This window comes from Algoriella sp. (genome assembly GCF_036647415.1).
Classification (GTDB): domain Bacteria; phylum Bacteroidota; class Bacteroidia; order Flavobacteriales; family Weeksellaceae; genus Empedobacter.
On sequence record NZ_JAVXKG010000005.1, the window covers coordinates 66,686 to 86,068 of the forward strand.

18 protein-coding genes are annotated in these 19,383 nt (G+C 29.4%); 12 read left to right on the forward strand and 6 right to left on the reverse strand.

The window, feature by feature from the left end; genetic code table 11:
• The first annotated feature begins 12 nt into the window (after nucleotides 1–12).
• Nucleotides 13–987 carry a bile acid:sodium symporter family protein gene (locus RSC72_RS03470; protein WP_332578413.1) on the forward strand — a complete coding sequence of 325 codons (975 nt, stop codon included), beginning with the start codon at nucleotides 13–15 and terminating at the stop codon, nucleotides 985–987.
• The gene (locus RSC72_RS03475; protein ID WP_332544815.1) at nucleotides 968–2,056 is read left to right on the forward strand and encodes a DUF3810 family protein; all 1,089 of its coding nucleotides are present in this window, start codon (nucleotides 968–970) and stop codon (nucleotides 2,054–2,056) included. The genes RSC72_RS03470 and RSC72_RS03475 overlap by 20 nt, the downstream gene beginning before the upstream one ends.
• Before the next feature lie 32 nt (nucleotides 2,057–2,088).
• On the opposite strand, the gene RSC72_RS03480 is transcribed toward RSC72_RS03475, so the two are convergent.
• On the reverse strand, nucleotides 2,089–3,126 hold the full coding sequence (locus RSC72_RS03480; protein ID WP_332544814.1) for a hypothetical protein: 1,038 nt from the start codon (nucleotides 3,124–3,126) through the stop codon (nucleotides 2,089–2,091).
• Nucleotides 3,127–3,260: 134 nt separating this feature from the next.
• Here RSC72_RS03480 and RSC72_RS03485 point away from each other — a divergent pair, with 134 nt between their 5' ends.
• Nucleotides 3,261–4,073: a WG repeat-containing protein gene (locus RSC72_RS03485; protein ID WP_332544812.1), complete on the forward strand. Its 813-nt coding sequence runs from the start codon at nucleotides 3,261–3,263 to the stop codon at nucleotides 4,071–4,073.
• Between the two features lie 51 nt (nucleotides 4,074–4,124).
• Here RSC72_RS03485 and RSC72_RS03490 read toward each other — a convergent pair whose 3' ends face one another.
• The 3 genes from RSC72_RS03490 to RSC72_RS03500 all read right to left on the reverse strand — a co-directional run bounded on the left by RSC72_RS03490 (nucleotide 4,125) and on the right by RSC72_RS03500 (nucleotide 6,985).
• Nucleotides 4,125–5,084 (reverse strand): YeiH family protein, encoded by a 960-nt coding sequence (locus RSC72_RS03490; protein ID WP_332544811.1) that lies wholly within the window; start codon nucleotides 5,082–5,084, stop codon nucleotides 4,125–4,127.
• Nucleotides 5,085–5,155: 71 nt separating this feature from the next.
• Nucleotides 5,156–6,049: a LysR family transcriptional regulator gene (locus tag RSC72_RS03495; RefSeq protein ID WP_332544810.1), complete on the reverse strand. Its 894-nt coding sequence runs from the start codon at nucleotides 6,047–6,049 to the stop codon at nucleotides 5,156–5,158.
• Between the two features lie 48 nt (nucleotides 6,050–6,097).
• Nucleotides 6,098–6,985 carry an aminoglycoside 6-adenylyltransferase gene (locus RSC72_RS03500; RefSeq protein ID WP_332544809.1) on the reverse strand — a complete coding sequence of 296 codons (888 nt, stop codon included), beginning with the start codon at nucleotides 6,983–6,985 and terminating at the stop codon, nucleotides 6,098–6,100.
• Nucleotides 6,986–7,096: 111 nt separating this feature from the next.
• On the opposite strand from RSC72_RS03500, the gene RSC72_RS03505 reads away from it, so the two are divergent.
• Nucleotides 7,097–8,113, forward strand: coding sequence for a WD40/YVTN/BNR-like repeat-containing protein (locus tag RSC72_RS03505; RefSeq protein WP_332544808.1), 1,017 nt, complete (start codon nucleotides 7,097–7,099; stop codon nucleotides 8,111–8,113).
• Nucleotides 8,114–8,145: 32 nt separating this feature from the next.
• On the opposite strand, the gene RSC72_RS03510 is transcribed toward RSC72_RS03505, so the two are convergent.
• Nucleotides 8,146–9,999, reverse strand: a complete 1,854-nt coding sequence (locus RSC72_RS03510; RefSeq protein ID WP_332544807.1) for a CocE/NonD family hydrolase — start codon at nucleotides 9,997–9,999, stop codon at nucleotides 8,146–8,148.
• 223 nt (nucleotides 10,000–10,222) lie between these two features.
• Between RSC72_RS03510 and RSC72_RS03515 the strand changes: the two genes are divergently transcribed.
• From RSC72_RS03515 to RSC72_RS03535, 5 genes are all read left to right on the forward strand, one after another.
• Nucleotides 10,223–10,633 (forward strand): SRPBCC family protein, encoded by a 411-nt coding sequence (locus RSC72_RS03515; protein ID WP_332544806.1) that lies wholly within the window; start codon nucleotides 10,223–10,225, stop codon nucleotides 10,631–10,633.
• A 35-nt stretch (nucleotides 10,634–10,668) separates the two neighbouring features.
• Complete coding sequence (locus RSC72_RS03520) at nucleotides 10,669–11,124, forward strand: SRPBCC domain-containing protein (protein ID WP_332544804.1); 456 nt, start codon at nucleotides 10,669–10,671, stop codon at nucleotides 11,122–11,124.
• A 165-nt stretch (nucleotides 11,125–11,289) separates the two neighbouring features.
• Nucleotides 11,290–11,754: a DUF1801 domain-containing protein gene (locus tag RSC72_RS03525; RefSeq protein WP_332544803.1), complete on the forward strand. Its 465-nt coding sequence runs from the start codon at nucleotides 11,290–11,292 to the stop codon at nucleotides 11,752–11,754.
• A gap of 5 nt (nucleotides 11,755–11,759) precedes the next feature.
• Nucleotides 11,760–12,416, forward strand: coding sequence for a DUF2461 domain-containing protein (locus RSC72_RS03530; protein WP_332544802.1), 657 nt, complete (start codon nucleotides 11,760–11,762; stop codon nucleotides 12,414–12,416).
• Between the two features lie 41 nt (nucleotides 12,417–12,457).
• On the forward strand, nucleotides 12,458–12,898 hold the full coding sequence (locus RSC72_RS03535; RefSeq protein ID WP_332544801.1) for a VOC family protein: 441 nt from the start codon (nucleotides 12,458–12,460) through the stop codon (nucleotides 12,896–12,898).
• 50 nt (nucleotides 12,899–12,948) lie between these two features.
• On the opposite strand, the gene RSC72_RS03540 is transcribed toward RSC72_RS03535, so the two are convergent.
• Entirely contained in the window at nucleotides 12,949–13,530 is a 582-nt protein-coding gene (locus tag RSC72_RS03540) for a DUF6642 family protein (RefSeq protein ID WP_332544800.1), read from the reverse strand.
• 216 nt (nucleotides 13,531–13,746) lie between these two features.
• Here RSC72_RS03540 and RSC72_RS03545 point away from each other — a divergent pair, with 216 nt between their 5' ends.
• From RSC72_RS03545 to RSC72_RS03555, 3 genes are all read left to right on the forward strand, one after another.
• Nucleotides 13,747–15,513: an AMP-dependent synthetase/ligase gene (locus RSC72_RS03545; protein WP_332544799.1), complete on the forward strand. Its 1,767-nt coding sequence runs from the start codon at nucleotides 13,747–13,749 to the stop codon at nucleotides 15,511–15,513.
• 126 nt (nucleotides 15,514–15,639) lie between these two features.
• Complete coding sequence (locus tag RSC72_RS03550) at nucleotides 15,640–17,406, forward strand: AMP-dependent synthetase/ligase (protein WP_332544798.1); 1,767 nt, start codon at nucleotides 15,640–15,642, stop codon at nucleotides 17,404–17,406.
• Nucleotides 17,407–17,540: 134 nt separating this feature from the next.
• Entirely contained in the window at nucleotides 17,541–19,304 is a 1,764-nt protein-coding gene (locus tag RSC72_RS03555; RefSeq protein WP_332544797.1) for an AMP-dependent synthetase/ligase, read from the forward strand.
• The last annotated feature ends 79 nt before the right edge of the window (nucleotides 19,305–19,383 follow it).

Genomic DNA, 19,383 nt, shown 5'->3' on the forward strand with positions numbered 1-19,383 from the left:
ATATATTTAATTTTGAGATTCCTGAAAAAAATACCCGATCCATTTATCATTTCACTGTTCGTAGCAATTCTCGTCGCTTACTTTTTTCCAAAAATTAGTTTATGGAATTATGGATCATTTAACCTAAATACGATTATAGATATCGGTATTGTTTTAGTCTTTTTCTTTTATGGATTGAAATTAAATTGGAAAGAAGTTTTCAAAGATTTAGCAAATTGGCGAATGCATATTTTAATTCAATCAATTACATTTATTTTATTTCCGTTATTGGTTTTGTTGGGCTATCCAATTGTAAAATTAGACTCGACATATTTTACTTTATTTGTTGCTATTTTTTATTTAGCAACTTTGCCAAGTACCGTTTCTTCATCAGTTGTTATGGTTTCTATCGCAAAAGGAAATATACCAAGCGCTATTTTTAATGCAAGTATTTCTGGTATTATAGGTATTGTTGTAACTCCTTTGTGGATGAGTTTATTCTTATCTAAAAATGGGGGAGATTTCAATTTAATGTCAACATTTTTAGATTTAATCTTAAAAATTATTTTACCTGTAATTTTAGGTGCTCTTGCGCAGCCTTTTTTAGGAAATTTCTATAATAAGTATAAAAAACAATTTTCTAATTTGGATAAGCTTACAATTATTCTAATTGTTTATAATAGTTTTAGTCATACATTTTTGGACGGATTGTTCAATAAAATAGGTCTTTATCCTTTACTTATTGTACTAGTTATTGTTATTATTTTATTTTTTGTTGTCTTTAATTTTTCTAAATGGATTGCGATAAAAATGAAATTTAATAGAGAAGATGATATTACAATTCAATTTTGTTCTACCAAAAAATCATTGGTTCATGGTTCAGTTATTGCAGCTGTACTTTTTACAGGTGATCTCGGAATTTATTTAATTCCAATTATGTTATATCACACGTTTCAGTTAATTTATGTTAGTTATGTTGCAAATCAATATGCAAAAGAAGTGGAGTAGAACGGTTATTGTTTTATGTGTTTTTATTTTACAAATTATAGCTTATTCAATTTTATTTTCCTTTCAGCAAGTAAATAATTTTATTATTCATTACATCACTTTTCCAATTTCTGGTTTTGTTGCAAGAATTACAAATAAGGTATCTTTTCCTGTAGGCGAAATTTTTTATTTATTTTTAGCTTTTATAGCTATTTATTTTTTAGTGAAATTGATCAAAATTTCGTTCAAGAAAAGAGAACAATTACCACAATTACTTACTCAAATATTCATTTTTATTAATGTAATTTACTTTGTTTACATGTTTGCTTGGGGAATTATGTATAAAAAAGAAACCTTGAGTTTTAACTTGAAAGAGATTAAAATTGATCCAAAAACTCTGAAAACTATTTATTGTGAGGAATTGAATAAAGCAATTTATTCTAGAAATCAGATTAATCATTCAAGTCAGAAAACAGTTCAATTTGAATCGAATTTAAATGATTATAATACAGCGTTTTTTAAATTACAAGTTCATGTAAAAGAGTTAAATTGGTTAAAAAATTATCGCTTTTTAGAGCATGCACATTATAAATTATCTAATATTTCGATGCTTCAAAACTATTTAGGAATTTTGGGTTATTACAATCCTTTTTCTGTGGAAGCTAATCTAAATGAATATAATACAAACCTAAAACAACCTTCTACGATGTTTCACGAATATGGGCATCAAATGGGATTCGCTTCGGAAAGTGAAGCAAATTTTTTGGCTTATTATTTAGGAAGTAAATCTAAAAATCCAGAAATAAATTACGCTGTTTATTACAAAAGTGTTTACTCATTATTAGGAGCTATTTATAAATCTGATCCATATTTCGTTAAAATGGAGTTAGATAATATGCACCCAAAAATTGTAGCAGATAGAAAAGCTGAGATAGATTATTATGCAAAATATGAAGGAAAAACAAGTGATACATTTAGCGAATTAAATAATCAATTTCTAAAAGTAAATGATCAAGAAGGTACTATAAGTTATAGCAAATATGTAGAATTAATTTACTATTTGTACCAAACAAAAAAAGGAACTGAATAATCAGTTCCTTTTTTATATTTGATAAGATAATTTTATTCCCAAATGTATTTATCACCGAAACTCAATGTTGATTTGATGATATATTTTCCTTCGTCATTTTGCTCTGTTAAAACTAAGATTGGATAATATTCTCCAGAAGGAATTAATTTTGTAATATTAGAAGTGAAAACGGGTTTTTCAATTTTAGTATTTCCTGAAATAGATAAAACATCAATATTCAATAATTCATAACCATCAACTTGGTTATTGTCTTTTATTGGTTGATTAGAAAAATAAACTAATAATTTTAACTTCTTTGTCGATTCAGAATTTAAATTCTGAATTGCATTGTTTATTCCATCAATTTTTACTGTTAAATCATGGAAATTAACTTCTAGTCGCCAAATTCCAACTAGTTTAAGCTTTTTATTTGAATCTTCGATATCTAAAGTACTACCAACACTTGTGTAGATATTAGCCAAAGATGCATCTAAAGGTTCAGTATAAAAAAAAGTTTCTTCCTCTTCTTTTGGAGTAGTAACTGGTATAGGTTCAGTCACTATTTCTTTATTAATAATAATTTCATTAGGTTCTAACGGAATAGTCTCATTAGGCTCTAAAGTAATTTTATTACTCAAGATTTTATAATTTATAATCGAGCCCGTTGTTTTTTCTTTTAGTAATAAAACTGGTGTGTAATTTCCTTTACTCAAAGTTCGAATGTCTGAATTTTTGAATGTAATAATTACATTATTAAAACTTGTACCATTTCCTTCTAACGTACCTAATTCTGCTGTAGTATTAATTTTATTAGGCAAATTATACAAATTGACAGTGGAATTTGAAGGAACAAAATATAAGTCTAAGTAAAGTGGATCACTTATTTTTGGTGTATTGTTGGTTAATTTTCCACCAGAAATTTTGTAATTTACTGTATTACCATCATTAGAAATTCTCCAAAGTCCATCAAAAGAAAAATCTTTATTAATTGTAGTTGGTAAATCAATAATGTGTATGCTATCTTGCTGGGCTACAGCATAGCTACTTGTAATAAAACTTGCAGTAAAAAACAGTTTAGTAAAAATATTCATAGGTTGTACTTTAAGCGTTATTCAACAAAAATAAGAATTATTATTTCAAAAGGCGATTACAAACGGATATTTTGTAAATAAATGTTTATCAATTTTCGTAACGTTTAACTAGCTTTGCAAACAGTTAGAAAAAGATGAAGAAAATAGCACCAAAAGATACCGATCAGTTTAATGATTCTGTTCATAAAGAAATAACCACTTTTGACGATTTAACAGTTTTTGATCGCAATGGTTTGGCACCAATTTCTATAGAAAATAAATTTGGACTTATTAATAAAGAAGGAAATGTAATTATTCCTTTCGAATATCAAAAATTAGTTTTAACAACTGTAAATGCTTACAGTGCACAACTAAATGATAAGTGGGGATTTGTGACAAAATCTAACCAAATTTTAATTCCTTTTGATTATGAGATAACAAGCGATTTTATAGAAAATATTTGTGCCGTAAAAAAAGACGGAAAATGGGGTTTTATAGATTTGATAAATCACGTTATTATACCATTTTTATATGATGGTTGTACAGATTTTAAAGCAGGTTTGGCAGGAGTAGAACAAAATGGAAAATGGGGAATGATTGATAAAAATAATCAATTAATAATTGATTATAAATACGACTATTTGACGCCAGTAGATCAAAATTTTGCAACATTTGGACAAATCACAACTCATCAAGTAGAGCGACCAGATATTTTGGCTTATTTTCCTTATTTCCTATCAAAAGATAATAATTTGATGCATTTTGGATTGATTTCTACACAAAATCAATTGATTTTAGACGCGATTTCAGAATTGCCAATTCTTGAAAGTTATGAAAATCAACCTGTAATTCGTCAAAATTATCAACAAGGATATTTAAAAAATGGAAAAGATTTTGTAAAATTCGAGCAATTCTCAATTGATCCCTATGAAGAAAAAATTCTTAAGCAAATAGGTGTAATGAAATAAAACAAAGAGCTTCAATTTATATTGAAGCTCTTTGTTGTAAATAATATATTGTTAACCAAATTTCATAATCATTACTAAACTTCCAATACCAATAAAAAACCATAAAAGAATTGCCATTAAAAGAGGTTTAAATCCTATGTTTTTCATCATTTTAAACGATAAACTAGTTCCGATTAAAAATAGCGTTAATGTTAATGCAGCTTTTGATAAACTAATGATAAATGGACTTATTTTATGTACAAACGGAACATAAGTATTGATGCAAATTGCGACTAGAAATAAACCAATAAACCAAGGAATACTAATTTTAGAAGCTGAATTTTTAAAAAATAATAAGGTTAAAAATGATAATGGAATAATCCATAATGCACGTGCTAATTTTACTGTTGTAGCGACTTGTAGGGCTTCTTCACCGTATTTACTTGCTGCACCAACTACAGAACTTGTGTCGTGAATTGCGATTGCGCACCATAACCCGAAATCGTGTTGAGACAAGTTGAATAGATGTCCTAATGCAGGAAATATTAGTAATGCAATAGAGTTTAATGTGAAAACGACTGCTAATGCAACCGAAATTTGATTTGGTTTTGCATTTGTAATTGGAACGATTGCTGCAATTGCACTTCCTCCACAAATCGCTGTTCCAGCAGAAATTAAATAACCTGTTACTTTTTCTATTTTGAAGAATTTAGTTAATAAATATCCTAAAAACATCAAGCTAATAATACTGATTATTGTGAAAATAATACCTTCTTTACCAGCTTTTATTGCAGAAAAAATATTCATTCCAAAACCTAATCCAACAACAGCAAATTTAAGTAAAATACCAGAAAATTTTCGAGATTGTATTTCGTAAGGATTACCAATAATTTGTGCAACGATAAAACCAATTATTAAAGCTACTGGAGAAGAAACAACGGGTAAAGCGCAAAGAATAGCACAAATTATAAAGATTATTTTTTTAGATGTAAAACTTGGTAGCGGATTTTTTTCTGATTGAATGAATTTCATTATGAATAATTTTATAGGACAAATTTCCGACAGTTATTATTCTAAAAGAAATCATAAAAAGTAATTTGTTATTACTTTAAGTTATATCTATTTGTGAATTGAATAAATAAATTTCCAATAGAAGATTGTTCACCTTCTGGTAAAATAAAATTAAAATCACGCTTAATTGTTAGATTTTTGACATCAATTATTGCCAATGTTTGATTTTTAAGCTCTTGTAAAATAGATTGAACTGATAGAAAAGACAATGCATCTGAGTGTAAAAGATAATTTTTTATACTTTCTGTATTACCTAATTGCATTTCTATATTTAGAGAGTTTAATTTAACACCTTTTTCTTTCAAGGCTAGATCAATTGTTTCTAAAGTTCCCGAACCAGGCTCTCGCATAACGAAAGGAATTGTTTCTAATTGTTCTATTTTTAACGTATTTTTCTTTGTTAAAAGATGATGATAACGAGCAACTAAGACAATTTCATCTTTGAGAAATGGAAAGTAATGAAAATTTCTATTTTTAATTTGACCTTCTATTAAACCTAAATCAATTTTATTTTGAGATAATAAGTCTTCAATTTTTTCTGAATTTTGAATAACCAAAGAAACTTTAATTGCGGGATATCGTTGATGAAATTTTGCTAAAATTGTGGGTAAAACATATTGCGCTATTGTAGTACTTGCACCCACTCGTAGACTACCTTTTTGATGTTCTTTTAATTGAGCTATTTCAAATTCCATATCACGATAAACAGTAAAAAGTTGGTCGGTATATTGAAGTAAAATTTCACCTGCTTTTGTCAATTTTATTTTGGTTCCATTACGATCAAAAAGCTTTATATTCAGGTAGTTTTCAATTTCTTTGACATGTTTTGTTACCGCTGGCTGCGTAATATTAAGTTCATTTGCAGCTTTCGTAAAATTTAAACGTCGTGCAACAGTATCAAAAACCTTTAGTCTAAAATCGAACATATTTTATGGTATTTCAAGACAAAAATAAGTAATAATAATCGATATTATTTACAATTTATCTTCAGATTTTTGATACGAATTATTTCGAATTGTCATAAAATAAGTGGAAATATCGCGTGCTAATTTTTCGGGATAATTGTAGCTAAAATGTAACGCAATTTTCTCACTAAATTCACTAAATAATTGAATCATAATTTCGAGAGAATTCCAATTTTCTTGTATGTCATTTCCTGCAAAAGTTAATTTTAATTTTTGCCAATCATTTGGTGATAAGTATTTCTCGAAAAATCGTCCATGTTTGTTCGTTGTCACTTTCCAATCATTCTCTAATCCAATATAATACTCAATTATCGGAACAAAATATTCTGTTCTCAAATTATTTTCGATGATAAATTTTGCATAAAATAAATCTTGTCTAGCCAATGATTTTACAGCGTAAGTAACATCCCAAAAAAAATCTTCATTCAGTTTTTCAAATTCATTTTCTGTAGGTTTCTTTATAAGAGAAGCAGTGTAAGTTGGTTGTTTCAAATTTTTTGTCAAATCATCTTTATCAACTAATATTTTATAACCAATATCCCAATCGTATGGCAAATTTGTTTGATTTATTAGTTCAACAAATTTCTCTTTTTGATAGATTTTGAAGTCAACTTTGACAAAATCATCATATAAAACCATTTTTATTGCATTAAAACCGTCAAAAGCCTCTTCATTATCCATCATTTTTGCAATTGGATTTCCAAAATAAGACAACCAATTGTCATTGTATTTATATGGTGTTAAATCTTCAAAAACTAATTCAATGTCCAAATCACTAAAATCATCAACCTTCGCAAGTGGATTTACCAAAGAGCTGGTCAATAAAATGACTCTTACATCAGGATTTTGCTCTGCCCAATCAATAATTTGATTCAATTTTTGCTCTCTATTTTTCATTGAATGATATATTGTATTTTAGATAAATTCTGGTTTTGTTTTATAAATTCTGATTAAATAATTGCTAAAATAATTAAAATTAAAGCTAATTTAGTAGAGAAAAATTAACACATGAAACATTTATTCTTATTCTTATCTTCTTTTTCTTTTGCACAAACGTATCAAGTTATAAATTCTGATAAAACGGATGTAAGTTACCGTGGTTTAGCTTTCGAAAACTCAACAAGTTTTGTTATTTCGGGTTCTAAAAATACGATAGGAAAATCGACTGATGGTGGAAAAAAATTCACTTGGATTAATCCAAAAGTTGTCGAAAATCGAGATTTTAGAGATATAGAAGTCATTGGTAAAAATAACTATTTGGCTTTAGGAATAGATTCTCCTGCTTATATTCTCGAAACAAAAGATGGTGGAAAATCATGGAGTAAAGTCTATGAAAACACTGAGAAAGGTATGTTTTTGGATGCGATATATGTAGATTCAAAATCTAAAAAGATTACTGTTGTTGGTGATCCAATGGAAAAAGATAAGCCATTTATTTTGACTTCATCGACTACTACAACAAGCAAATGGGATGTTGCAAAAGCATTATTTGGACAACCATTGCGATTAAAAAATCCTAAAGAAGCATTTTTTGCATCAAGTGGAAGTAATTTGTATGTTGATGATAAGCAAGCGTTGATTGTAACAGGTGGAGAATTGTCTAATGTATATTATTATACTCCAAAAGGAGGGCAAATGTATGGGTTAGAGAAAACGAAAAGTTCTACTTCTGGAATTAACGGTTTGGCGTATGATGCAACGAATAATTTAGGATATTTGGTTGGTGGAGATTTTACTAAACCGAATGATTCAAAATACAATTTTTTTAAATTTAAAATTACAAACGGGAAATTGGTTTTTCAAGATTTATGGAGTTATCCGACAGGATATAAGTCTGGTGTAACAATAATTAGTAAAGATAAAGTAATGGTTTGTGGTTATTCTGGTGTTGATTATTCTGTAGATGGTGGTCATAATTGGAAAAATATTACAACAGATAGTTACAATACATGTACGGTTTCACCTGATAAAAAGTATGTGATTTTAGTGGGTAATAAAGGAAAAATAGGAAAAATAACATTATAACAAAATAATCCAGCTATTTAGCTGGATTATTTTTATTTCAGTACCGGAATTTCGATATAAGAAGTATGATAAATACGTTGTGTCTGTTTCAAGAAATCTTTTGAAGTTGCTTCGTAAACGTTCATAAATTGTTGTGGATTACGATCTGCCAAAGGAAACCAACTATTCTGAACTTGAATCATAATACGATGTCCTTTTTTAAATGTATGTCCAATATCTGGCATTGTATACGTAACATTTGTTTCTATATTTGGAACCATAGCTTCGGGTTTAGAGAAACTATTTCTATATTTTCCACGCATAATTTCTGCACGAATCAAATTTTGATAACCAGCCATTAATTTCTCATTAAATTTTGGCGTATCTTCTGGATATACATCAATCAATTTTACAACATAATCTGCATCAGTTCCTGTTGTAGAAACAACTAAATGATTGATTATTGGACCAGCAAGCGTAATATCTTCTGTTAAAATATCAGATTGGTAAACCATTACGTCAGGACGAGTAGAAGCAAAGCGTTGATCATCTACCATATATTCTCTGGCACGTGTTTCTAAAACGCCACCTTGATAAGGAACAGGATGATTTGGATCTGCAATATATTCATCAAAAGTAGCGGTAGTATTGGTTTTGTCAAAAGCTATTTTACCATTTTGTTGTAAATAAATTTTTTGTGTGGTAATATTTTTAGGAGGCCAAGTGTCAAATTTTTTCCATTCATTAGAACCTGTTATAAAAATTGTTGCTTCGGTTGGTTTAAAATTTCCTTTATCTTTTAAATAATAATTAAAAAAAGGTAATTCTATTTCTTGTTGATAATACTCACTTGTATTCGATGCAAATTGCATATCACCAAAAGTACTTCCATTGCTACGAACCCATCCGCCATGAAACCAAGGTCCGGCAACAATAATATTTGTCGTTTTAGGATTCTGTTTTTCAATTGCTTTATAGGTTTCGAAAGCGCCATAAACATCTTCTGCATCAAAAAAACCACCAACTGTCATCACAGCAGGTTGTACATTTGTAACATGTGGAAGTACATTACGATCTTGCCAAAATTGATCATAATCTGGATGAGCGAATAAATCATTATAAAACTTGATATTATCTTGAAAGTATTTATCCTTTAATTCTTTTACAGAACCACTTTCTAAATAAAAACGATAATTATCTTTGACTGGATAATCAAAAGATTTTGGACCTTTATCTGGCGTAATTGGATGTGGACGTTTTACACCAAAGGAAGACATAAATTTGAATGAATCATTTAGAAATAAAACACCATTGTGATGAAAATCGTCACCCAAAAACCAATCAGTAACTGGTGCTTGTGGTGAAACTGCTTTTAGAGTTGGATGAGAATTTACTAAACTAATTGTAGAATAAAAACCAGGATACGAAATACCATAAATTCCAGCTTTTTTTGTGTAGTTTTTCAGATTTTTTTCAAGCCATTCTAGTGTGTCGTACGTATCTGTGCTTTCATCGGTAGCTTTTTTATTTTTTGAAGAATTGATAGGGCGAACATCTTCAAATTCGCCTTCACTCATCCATTTCCCTCTAACATCTTGGTATACAAAAATAAATCCCTCGTGCATTTCTGCAGGAAAATTTCCTAATGTTTTCTTGTATGCATCTGTACCATAAGGCGCAACAGTATAAGGAGTTCGGTTTAGCAAAACGGGATATTGTTTTGTTTTATCTTTTGGCTGATAAATAGCTGTAAACAATTTTGTGCCATCACGCATAGGAATTACTTGTTCTATTTTTTCGTAATTGTTACGCACATATGCCGAATCAGCTTTTGCATCTTGTGCAAAACCAGCTGTACTTCCCAATAGAAGTGTAAGTAGAGTTATTTTTAATGTTAATTTTTTCACCTGTTCAATAAATTTTACAATAGTATAAAAGTAAATAAGTTTTGGCTTTTTTTAATATAAAATGAAATTTTTTCTACAGATAAATTAATATTTAATAAAGTTTCAATTATTTTTTATGAATTCGAAAATTCGAACACTTTTTTTGATTAAATTAGTTACGATGAATAACTATTAAACTTAGAAACACCATATTATAATTTATAAAACCATCAACCAAACAAATATGATTACAGTAGATATAACAATTGATGCGCCGCTAGACAAAGTTTGGTCTGCATTTAATAATCCAGATGATATTGTAAAATGGAATCAGGCTTCACCAGATTGGCATTGTCCGAAAGCAGAAAATAATTTGCAAATAGGAGGAACATTAAAAAGTACAATGGCAGCGAAAGATGGTAGTTTTCAGTTTGAATTTGAAGCAAAATATGATGAAATTATACCAAATCAATTTATTCGATATTATCTTGCTGATGGTCGTAAAGTTGAAATTAATTTTAATGAAGAAAATAATTCTACTACAATCATAGAAAAATTTGATCCAGAAAATCAAAATTCTGAAGAAATGCAACGAGAAGGTTGGCAAGCAATTTTAAATAGTTTTAAGCATTACATTGAAACTAAAAATGAATAAAAAAGCAAAATAATGACTTAATTAAATTAAATAATATGAAAAAAATATCGTTTACAGAGATTATTTACGCACTACCTAAACACGTTCATAAAGTTATGTTATCGCAAGATTCGTATAAAATTTGGACAAAACCTTTTAATGAAACCTCAGATTTTAAAGGTGATTGGAGCGAAGGTTCTAAAATTTACTTTACTTCCGACGACGGAAAAGGTGGAGTTGCAGGATTGATTTCTATAATCGATGAAAATAAATTAGGCGAATCTATTGTAATCCGTCATATTGGTATCTTAAAAAATAATGAAGAAATTCTCTCTGGAGCAGAAGTTGACAAATGGAAAAATACTTTAGAAACCTATAAACTGAATGATGTAGAAGGTCATACGCGTTTGGTTTGTACAATTGAAATTGAAGATTCTGAAACGAACGAAGTAAAATACAAAGAAATGTGGACAAAAGCTTTGCGATTATTAAAAGAAATTTGCGAGGAATAATAAATTATATTTTCTTTAAAGTGTTTTAAATCAGTTTAATAATTTGAATACTTCATTCAATACTTTAACTAAAGGAAAACTAGAAAAGATAAAAATAAGTCGTTCACAAAAAATAATATCACTTATTTTAGAAGGAAAAGGTGTACATGATAAATACAAAAAATAATGCAGTACGATGTCTCAAGTTTACAAGAATATTTAGAAAATATTCCTGTTGATCGCAAAGTAGCAATAGAACAATTGATAGAAGTTCTTAGAATCAATTTACCAGATGGTTTTTCTTTAGAATTAAGCTACGGTCATGTTGGTTTTGTGGTTCCACATTCCTTGTATCCGAATGGCTATCATTGCGATCCAAAATCGCCGTTACCTTTTATCAATATCGCTTCTCAGAAGAATTTTATAGCGCTATATCACATGGGATTATATATGAATGAAGAAATTTACAATTGGTTTGTAGCGGAGTATCCTAAACATTCAAAAAAGAAATTGGACATGGGAAAAAGTTGTATTCGTTTTAAAAAACCAGAAGATATTCCGTTTGAATTGATTGGAGAATTAGCTCAAAAAGTAACACCACAACAATGGATTAATTTGTACGAAAGTGTCTTAGTTAATCGAAAAAAGTAATAAAAATGTCAGAAATATATACGTTTTTAAAAAAACTAGAAAAAAACAATAACCGAGAATGGTTTAACGAACACAAAGCCGAATTTGATACAGCTAAAGCAGAAGCAGATCTTATTTTTAATGCGATTTATCAAGAATTATCGAAAAAAGAAGAATTAGAACCGCTCAAAATTTATAGAATTTATAGAGATGTTCGTTTTTCTAACGATAAAACACCTTATAAAAATCATTTTTCTGCGCAAACTGGTCGAAAAAAGCCATATAATAGAGGAGGAATTTATATTCAATTTCAACCAAATAATTGTTTTATTGGAGTTGGATTTTGGGGACCAGAACGAGATGATTTATTACGAATTCGAAAAGAAATTGAAGCTTCGGACGAGTTACAAAAAATTGTTACTTCTAAAGCAATTCAAAAAGAATTTGGAGAAATTGTAGGAGAAGAAGTAAAATCTGCTCCCAAAGGATTTTCGAAAGAACATGAACGAATTGATCTATTAAGAAAGAAACAATATTTATTTATCAAAAACTTTACAGAAGAAGAAACATTAGCAAAAGACTTTCCTCAGAAAGTAGCAAAATCAGTATTAGTTCTTCAACCTTTTTTAGATTATATGACAGAAATTTTAACAACCGATGCAAATGGAGAATCGTTGGTATAAAGTATAGATTAACATAAAATAACCACAAAAAATAAACTATTATGGCAAAATTACACGCATATTTAAATTTTGAAGGAAACTGTGAAGAAGCATTTACCTTTTATGAAACTGTTTTTGATACAAAGAATATCGGAATTCATCGTTTTGGTGATATGCCTGCGAATCCCGAATTTGTAATTCCCGATGAGGCAAAAGATAAAGTGATGCACATGGCATTATTAATTAACGAAAATACAATGTTGATGGGCTCTGATACTTTTGGCGATTGCGGTGGAAATGCAAGTCAAGGCAGTAACACGTATTTGATGTTAGACACAGCCACAGCAGATGAAGCACATAAATTATATGAAAAATTAACTGTAAATGCTCAGAAAATTGAAATGCCATTGGCAGAGCAATTTTGGGCTGAATTATATACGTCGTTTACAGATCAATTTGGAATTAATTGGATGATCCATTTTGAAGGAAATAAGGCACAATAGATGTAAAAAAGATATAAACATAAAACCTCTCAAATAGAGAGATTTTATGTTTAATGATATAATCTAAATCCCATTTTTTGACACAAATTTGCGTGTTTATCGAACAAAATATGCACCAATTCTACAACATCATCTATTTCTGTGTTTAAGGCAAAATAATATTGATCTAAAATTGTACTTAAAACTGGAGAATGGTTAATGTAACCAGAAATTGCTTTTGCACCAGTAACATCTAAAAAATACTGAAATGTTTCGTCTTCCAAATCCAACATCTTTGTATTTGCAAAATGAACAATTTTATCTGTTAATTTTCCTTCAAAAAATTCGGCAATTTCTTCTAATGTATAGTAATAATCACCAATTTTTAAAAGATTATCATCACCTTCAAAAACTAAATAAATGATATTATAATCTTTAAAAAAGCGATCGTGATATAATAAATTACTCAAACTTATTTCGAAAGTTTCTATATCATCACAGGTTTTATATACATTGTCAATATCAAAATTTAGCGCAAGATGCTCTAGAAAAGTAATAATTTGCGAGTCATTTTCTTCCTCAATATCTTCAACACCTTCCAAACAAAATAGTTTGAAATCTTCATCTTCCTCACGATAAGTTGTTAGCACCATATTACAAATAATTAAGTTGTAAAATTACGAATTTTAGTTACTTAATTAAGCAATGTCGGTTGCCAAGTTCTAGAATATAATAAATTTCCAAACTAAATAAACCATTTTGTATTCTAGTATTTTCATTTTCAATATAAAATATTTTTTTCAGAAACAAATTCAGAAATTTTCAAAACACCGATAAATAGTCGAAATTTGTAGCATTAATAAAAGAGTATGACAATACCACAAAGAATATTCGATTTACCTCGTTTTCAAGAAAAAAATACACCAAATATTTCTATTTTTAATTACAAAGAAAACAAGGAATGGAAAGGAATTTCGACACAAGATTTCATAAATAGAGTAAATAATATATCCAAAGGCTTACTTGCGAGTGGAATACAACCTAATGATAAAGTTGCATTGATTAGTGAAAATCGTCTTGAATGGAATTTATTAGATTTTGCAATTCAGCAAATTGGAGCAGTTGTCGTAGCGATTTATCCAAATATATCTGGTAATGATTACGAATTTATCTTAAACAATGCAGAGATTAAACTTTGTTTTGTAAGTAATGATAAATTGTATCAACGTTTGTTAGCTATTAAAGATCAAATTCCAACTGTTTCCGAAGTGTATACATTTAATACTTATCCGCATACACCCAATTGGATTTCTCTAGTTTCTAAAGGAATTGATATTTCAGACGAAATTTTAGATGAACGTATGAATAATGTAAAATCAACAGATTTAGCAACTATTATCTATACATCTGGAACCACTGGGAATCCAAAAGGAGTCATGTTAACGCATGAAAATTTATTGGCAGATGTAGATAGTTCAGAATATTCTTTTCCTGTAGTTGCTTATGATAAAGCATTGTCATTTTTACCAGCTTGTCATGCATACGAACGAGTTTTTCAGTACGTTTATATAAAAATGGGATTGCCTATTTATTATGCACAATCTATGGATACGATTGGTCAAGATATGAAAGAAGTTCAACCGCAAATTTTTTCAGCTGTACCTCGTGTTTTAGAAAAAGTGTACGAAAAAATTATGGCAACTGGTGAACAATTGACAGGAGTTAAACGAAAATTATTCTTTTGGGCAATTGCTCTTGGCGAACAATATGATTTAGACGAAACGAAGCTTTCTACAACCTATAAATTTAAACTAAAAATAGCTCGAAAACTGATTTTTTCTAAATGGAAACAAGCTTTGGGTGGAAATATAAAAGGAGTAGCTTCTGGTAGTGCTACTTTACAAACCAAATTATTGAAATTATACTTAGCCGCAGGTATTCCTATTTACGAAGGTTATGGTTTGACAGAAGCAGGACCATGTCTTTCTGTAAATTGTATTAAACGTGGAATGAAAATCGGGACGGTTGGTATTCCATTGATTAATATTGATATAAAACTTGCTGAAGATGGAGAAATTCTTGCAAAAGGTAAAAATATTATGGTTGGATATTACAAAAATCCAGAAGCGACTGCTGAGGTTTTGAAAGATGGTTGGCTACATACAGGTGATATTGGTGAGAGGATTGATGGAAAATTCCTGAAAATTATTGATCGAAAAAAAGAAATGTTCAAAACTTCTGGAGGAAAGTATATCGTTCCTCAACAAATAGAAGCAAAGCTTTCAGAATCTTCATTTATAGAACAAATAATGGTTGTTGGTGAAGGACAAAAATTTCCTGCTGCGCTTATTGTTCCTAATTTTAATGCATGTCTTGATTGGGCAAAAGTGAATGATTCTTCTTTGTTAAATGTAACGAGAGAAGAATTTATTAATCACTCTAAAATAAAGCAATTAATAGCTGATGAGGTAGATAAATTAAATTCAAATTTTGGAAATTGGGAACAGATCAAAAAGTTTATTCTTCTTCCAAATGAATTTACAATAGAAACGGGAGAATTAACACCAACTCTAAAAATGAAACGTAAAATTATAGCGAAGAAATACGAAAAAGAAATCAACGAGATTTATTCTTAAACTTATTCCTTTTGATGAAAACAAAAAGCAAGATTATCCTAAATCTTGCTTTTTTTATAAAAATATCCTCAAAACTGAAATATTTGCATCAAATTTGCACTCTTTTTTGAGAATAATAGTTAGAAGATGAATAACCCTACAAGAATATTTGATTTAGCCTATAGACAGACGGATTTATTTCCAAATTTAGAAATGTTTTCTTCTAAAGTTGATGGGAAATGGATTCCGACAAAAACGGAAGACTTTATTCTACAAACACGTAAAATATCGAAAGGTCTTTTAGCTTTAGGTGTAAAACCTGGGGATAAAGTTGGTTTGATTGCAGAAAGTCGTTACGAATGGCATGTTATAGATTTTGCAATACAGCAAATTGGTGCAGTTGTTGTAGCAATTTATCCAAATATTACAGATGCAGATTATCAATTCATTTTTAATGATGCAGAGATTAATTTGTGCATTGTAAGTACAAAAAATTTGTATGAACGTATTACAAAACTCAATGATTCAATTTATTCATTAAATTATATCTTTTCAATTAATGAATTTGAGGATTCTCGTAATTGGAAAGAATTAGAGAAAGTAGGTGAGTCTGTTTCAGATTCAGATTTAGATTATTTCAAAAATAAAGTTAAAGGTTCAGATTTAGCAACACTAATTTATACTTCTGGTAAAACAGGAAAACCAAAAGGTGTAATGTTGTCGCATCACAATATTGTTTCTAATTTTTTATCGGCACGTGAAGTAACTCCTTTGAAAGAATATTCGCGCGGATTAACATTTTTGCCACCTTGTCATGCCTATGAGCGAATGGTAATTTATACGTATTTGTATATTGGAATTACGGTTTATTTTGCGGAAGGTTTTGAGAAAATTGGCGAAAATATAAACGAAGTAAAACCTCATATCATGACGGCTGTTCCAAGAATTATGGAAAAAGTTTTCGAAAAAATCATGAAAACAGGAAGCTCATTAACAGGTATTCAGAAAAAAACATTTGACTGGGCAGTTTCGGTTGCCGAAGATTATGATCCAAATCCAAAGAAAAGAAGTTTAGTTTATAACTTGAAATTAAAAGTAGCTAAGAAATTAGTTTTAGATAAATTTTATGATGCATTAGGAGGCGAATTGGTTACAATTGCATCGGGTAGTGCATCATTACAACACCGTATTGCAAAAGTATTGTTAGCCGCAGGTATTCCGATCTATGAAGGTTATGGATTAACGGAAGCATCTCCTTTGATTGCGGTAAATTTATATAATCGTGGTCCACGTATTGGGACTGTTGGAAATGCTGTAAAAGATGTTGAAATAAAATTAGCCGACGATGGAGAAATTTTGGTAAAAGGACCAAATGTAATGTTAGGTTATTACAAAAACCAGCAAGCGACAGACGAAGTTCTTAAAAATGGATGGTTGTATACAGGCGATATTGGCGAATGGGTAGAAGGAGATTACCTTAAAATTATTGACCGTAAGAAAGAAATGTTCAAAATTTCTGGTGGTAAATATGTTGTTCCTCAACCAATTGAAACTAAATTAGTAGAATCAGATTTTATAGAACAGGCAATGGTTGTGGGTGATTCTCAGAAATTTGCATCAGCTTTTATTGTTCCAAATTTTGCTAATCTGAAAGATTGGGCAAAACAGAATGCACCAGAAATTGTAAATCTTCCACGTGAAGAGTTTTTAGCGACAGCAGAAGTTCATAAGAAAATTAACCAAGAAGTACGAAAGGCCAATCAGTTTTTTGGAAATTGGGAACAAATTAAAAAACCAGCTATTCTTCCTCATGAATTTACGATAGAAAGCGATGAATTAACGCCGACACTAAAGATGAAGCGTAAAGTTATTCTGAAAAAATATCAAACTGAGTTTGAAGAAATTTATAAATAATAAAATCCCTTAATTTGTTTTGAATTGAGGGATTTTAATTTTTACTGGCTCGATGAAATAAAATTTTGAAAAATTCAGTTTTTTAATCTATTTTCGACAAATTCTTTTCAAAATTACAAAACTATAAGTGCGCTATGGAAGCAACCAGAATTTTTGATTTACCAAAACGTCAACTGGAGAAGTTTCCAAATTTACCAATGTTTGTGTCTAAGCAAAATGGTGAATGGAAATCGATGAATACCCAAACATTTTTAGACCGTGTGAATGAAATTTCAAAAGGTTTGATTGCAATTGGAGTTCAACCAGGAGAAAAAGTAGGTTTAATCTCAGAAAATCGTGTAGAATGGAATATGATAGATTATGCAATACAACAAGTTGGAGCTGTTGTAGTCGCTATTTATCCTAATATTTCGGACAATGATTACGAATATATTTTTAAAGACTCATCAATAAAAGTATGTTTTACAAGTAATTTAGATTTATATACTCGTCTTGATTTACTTAAAACAAAATTACCATCATTAGAACAATTGTATTCAATCGACGAATTTGAAAATACAATTAGTTGGAATGAGATGATCAAAAAAGGACAAGAAATTGATATAATCGAAGTAGAAAATCGTTCTGCTCAAGTAAAATATGAAGATTTAGCATTCTTAATTTATACTTCTGGTACAACTGGAAATCCAAAAGGAGTAATGCTTTCGCACAAAAATATTATTGCAGATGTTATTGCTTGCGAATATTCAACACCTTTGGATGCTTATGATCGAGCATTAACGTTTTTACCTGCTTGTCATGCCTACGAACGTACAATTCAGTATTTATACGTTTATATGGGAATCTCGATTTATTTTGCAGAATCAATGGAAAAAATTGGAGATAATCTAAAAGAGATAAAACCACACATGATTACCGCTGTGCCTCGTGTTATAGAAAAAGTATATGAGAAAATTATGGCAACAGGAAATCAATTAACAGGATTTAAGCATAAAATTTTTAATTGGGCAGTAGAAGTTGGTGATCAATTTATTTTAGAGGAAGATCAACGTTCACTTTTATATGATATAAAATTAAGTATTGCCAGAAAGCTAGTTTTACGTAAATGGTATGACGGTTTAGGAGGCGAATTAAAAGCAATTGTAACGGGAAGTGCAGCGATTCAGCAACGAATTGTACGTGTTTTTTTAGCAGCCGAAATCCCAATTTATGAAGGTTATGGATTAACAGAAGCATCGCCAGTTATTTCGGTTAATTGTTATAGAAGAGGTGTTAAGATAGGAACAGTTGGTCCACCATTGAAAGGTGTTGAAGTAAAATTAGCCGAAGATGGAGAAGTTTTGGTAAAAGGAGATACTGTAATGATGGGTTATCATAATTTACCAGAAAAAACTGCAGAAGAAATAAAAGATGGTTGGCTACATACAGGTGATATAGGCGAATGGGTAGATGATAAATTTCTGAAGATTGTAGATCGTAAAAAAGAAATGTTCAAAACATCTGGAGGAAAATATATTGTTCCACAACAAATTGAAATGAAAATGGTAGAATCTCCATTTATAGAACAATTGATGGTTGTTGGAGAAGGAGAAAAGTTTCCTGCAGCATTTGTTGTTCCAAGTTATCCAAATCTAAAAAAATGGGCAAAAAATAATGCTCCCGAAATAGATAATTTATCACATGATGAATTTCAACTAAGTAATGTTGTCATGAAAAAACTGGAAGCTGAAATAACGAAACTAAATGTAAACTTTGGGCATTGGGAGCAAATCAAGAAAATTGCAATTATTCCTAATGAAATGACTGTAGAAGGAGGAGAGTTAACACCAACACTAAAGTTTAAGCGTAAAATTATACTTCAAAAATACAATAATAAATACAAGGAAATTTTTGAATAAAATTTTCAATCAAAACACCAAGAGCTTTCATCCGAAAGCTTTTGGTGTTTAATAACCTTATCTTAACTTGTAAAGTATT

Coding starts and splice junctions, on each gene's coding strand:
- RSC72_RS03475 (WP_332544815.1), top strand. CDS start 968: ATGCAAAAGAAGTGGAGTAGAACGGTTATTGTTTTATGTGTTTTTATT.
- RSC72_RS03480 (WP_332544814.1), bottom strand. CDS start 3,126: ATGAATATTTTTACTAAACTGTTTTTTACTGCAAGTTTTATTACAAGT.
- RSC72_RS03485 (WP_332544812.1), top strand. CDS start 3,261: ATGAAGAAAATAGCACCAAAAGATACCGATCAGTTTAATGATTCTGTT.
- RSC72_RS03490 (WP_332544811.1), bottom strand. CDS start 5,084: ATGAAATTCATTCAATCAGAAAAAAATCCGCTACCAAGTTTTACATCT.
- RSC72_RS03495 (WP_332544810.1), bottom strand. CDS start 6,049: ATGTTCGATTTTAGACTAAAGGTTTTTGATACTGTTGCACGACGTTTA.
- RSC72_RS03500 (WP_332544809.1), bottom strand. CDS start 6,985: ATGAAAAATAGAGAGCAAAAATTGAATCAAATTATTGATTGGGCAGAG.
- RSC72_RS03505 (WP_332544808.1), top strand. CDS start 7,097: ATGAAACATTTATTCTTATTCTTATCTTCTTTTTCTTTTGCACAAACG.
- RSC72_RS03515 (WP_332544806.1), top strand. CDS start 10,223: ATGATTACAGTAGATATAACAATTGATGCGCCGCTAGACAAAGTTTGG.
- RSC72_RS03520 (WP_332544804.1), top strand. CDS start 10,669: ATGAAAAAAATATCGTTTACAGAGATTATTTACGCACTACCTAAACAC.
- RSC72_RS03525 (WP_332544803.1), top strand. CDS start 11,290: ATGCAGTACGATGTCTCAAGTTTACAAGAATATTTAGAAAATATTCCT.
- RSC72_RS03530 (WP_332544802.1), top strand. CDS start 11,760: ATGTCAGAAATATATACGTTTTTAAAAAAACTAGAAAAAAACAATAAC.
- RSC72_RS03535 (WP_332544801.1), top strand. CDS start 12,458: ATGGCAAAATTACACGCATATTTAAATTTTGAAGGAAACTGTGAAGAA.
- RSC72_RS03540 (WP_332544800.1), bottom strand. CDS start 13,530: ATGGTGCTAACAACTTATCGTGAGGAAGATGAAGATTTCAAACTATTT.
- RSC72_RS03545 (WP_332544799.1), top strand. CDS start 13,747: ATGACAATACCACAAAGAATATTCGATTTACCTCGTTTTCAAGAAAAA.
- RSC72_RS03550 (WP_332544798.1), top strand. CDS start 15,640: ATGAATAACCCTACAAGAATATTTGATTTAGCCTATAGACAGACGGAT.
- RSC72_RS03555 (WP_332544797.1), top strand. CDS start 17,541: ATGGAAGCAACCAGAATTTTTGATTTACCAAAACGTCAACTGGAGAAG.